This window comes from Micromonospora sp., assembly GCF_048594385.1.
Lineage (GTDB): Bacteria > Actinomycetota > Actinomycetes > Mycobacteriales > Micromonosporaceae > Micromonospora > Micromonospora wenchangensis.
Window position 1 is genome coordinate 1 of sequence record NZ_JBMDWU010000506.1, and the last position, 1,941, is coordinate 1,941.

Sequence of the window (1,941 nt, forward strand, 5' to 3'; positions counted from 1 at the left end):
GGTGTCCCGGCTGGTCGCCCCCACCCCCTGGTACGCCGACCGGGGCGACGCGGCGTGGAGCATCGGCGGGGTGCTCGACGCCGGCCGCCCGGTCAACCGGGAGCAGCTAAGCGCCCGGCTCGCCGAGGTGGGACTGACCACCGACGCCGGCTACGCCGCGTACCCCGGTCCGGGTGCCCCGACGGCCCTGGTCGCCACCGACGCGCTGGAGCAGCGGCCCACCTCGGGGCTGCTCGACGCGGTGCTGCACGGTGCCTGCGCCGGTGGGTTCGCCGCCGGCCCGGTGCTCCAGGACCCGGCCCGGCTGGCGGTCGACGCACTGCACGCCGGGCTCGCTGCGGCGCTGGCCCCCGGCTGGCTGACGCTGGCCCGCCGCGCCGGCCCCGCCGCGCCCGTCGCCCCGGCGCTGCCGGTGCTGCTGGTGCAGACCGGGCCGCCCGGGGTGGGGGTGGTCGAGGTGACCGACCGGACGGACGGCTGGCACTGGGCGGTCACCGGCGGCGGGGTCGACCGGACCCGACCGGCGCCCTTCGCCAGCCGGGAAGCCGCCCACCGGGACCCGAACGCGCTCACCGGCCCGGTGCCGCCGGGACGGCTGCTGCGCACCGTGCTGCTCGACGGCTGCCTGCGCCGCGACCTGGACGCCCTGCGCCGGCTGCTGGGCGGCTACGCGGGGTGGCTGGCCGGGCAGGCCGACCCGGACGGCCGGCTCACCGGGGCGGTCGCGCTCGCCGACCCGGACACCGTGGTCGTCGACGGGGACACCTTCGCGGTGCTCGACCCGAGCTGGCAGGCCAGCGAGCCGCTGACCCTCGAGGTGACGCTGGCCCGGGGGCTGTGGCGGTTCGCGGTCACCCTGCTCACCGGCGGCTACGCCCACCCGTGGCCGTCCACCCTGGACGTCGCCGGGTTGACCGTGGTCCTCGGCGGCGTCGCCGGGCACGACCTGGACCGGGCCACCGTCGACGCGGCCGTGGAGACCGAGGCGGCGGTCGCCGCCGCCCTGCGCGGCCTCGACGCCGACCGGCGGGGGACGCTCGCCACCGAACTGCGGGCGGTCACCCCCACCGACCCGCCCGCCGGGCCGCGCAGCTACCAGCAGATGCGCGAGGCATGGGTACGCCAGCGGGAGGAGCTGACCCGGCTCGCCGCCCTGCTGAAGTGGACCGAGGAGCTGCTCACCTCGCGGGAGCGGGCGCTACGTCGCGCCGACGCCACGATCAACCTGCTCAGTGGCTCGCTCAGCTACCGGGTGGGCCGGCTGGCCATCACCCCGGCCCGGCTGGCCAAGCGGGGTGCCCGGGCGGCCAAGCGGCGGGCCCGCGAGGCGCTCGGCCCCAAGCCGCAGGAGGAGCAGCAGTGACCGCCCCGGCCACCCCGCCGTCATGCCGGCCCGGCGGCGTCGGCACCCCGGCGGCGGGCCGGGCCGGCCACACCGACCCCGTCGGACCCGACGCGGTCGCACAGGTCGGCTCCGACCCGCGGATCGTCGGGATCGTGCAGGCCCGGATGGGTTCGTCGCGGCTACCCGGCAAGGTGCTGCGCCCGCTGGCCGGGCGCAGCGTGCTCGGCCGGGTGGTCCGGGCCGCCCGGGACAGCGGGGTCCTCGCCGACCTGGTGGTCGCCACCAGCGTCGACCCCGTCGACGACGCGGTGGTCGCCGAGTGCGCGCGGCTCGACGTGCCCGTGCACCGCGGGCCGGTGGACGACGTGCTGAGCCGGTTCGTCGGCGCGCTCGACGCCCACCCCGGCGACGCCGTCATGCGGTTCACCGCCGACTGCCCGCTGCTGGACCCGGAGATCGTCACCCTGGTGGCGTCGGTCTACCGGGCCGTCCCCGTGCTCGACTACGCCAGCACCTCGATCGCCCGTACCCTGCCCCGGGGGTTGGACGTGGAGATCATCCGGGCGGACGCGCTGCGCACCCTGGACCGGCTCGCC

The 1,941-nt window shown here is 78.4% G+C and carries 2 protein-coding genes; both read left to right on the forward strand.

Translation table 11 applies throughout. The features are described 5' to 3' along the window. Nucleotides 1-1,363: class I SAM-dependent methyltransferase (locus tag ACOJTC_RS27155; RefSeq protein WP_420119012.1), on the forward strand; the 1,363-nt coding region annotated here is incomplete at its 5' end. A gap of 122 nt (nt 1,364-1,485) precedes the next feature. Continuing rightward, nucleotides 1,486-1,941 (forward strand): cytidylyltransferase domain-containing protein (locus tag ACOJTC_RS27160; RefSeq protein ID WP_420119013.1); only part of this gene is annotated, 456 nt, incomplete at its 3' end.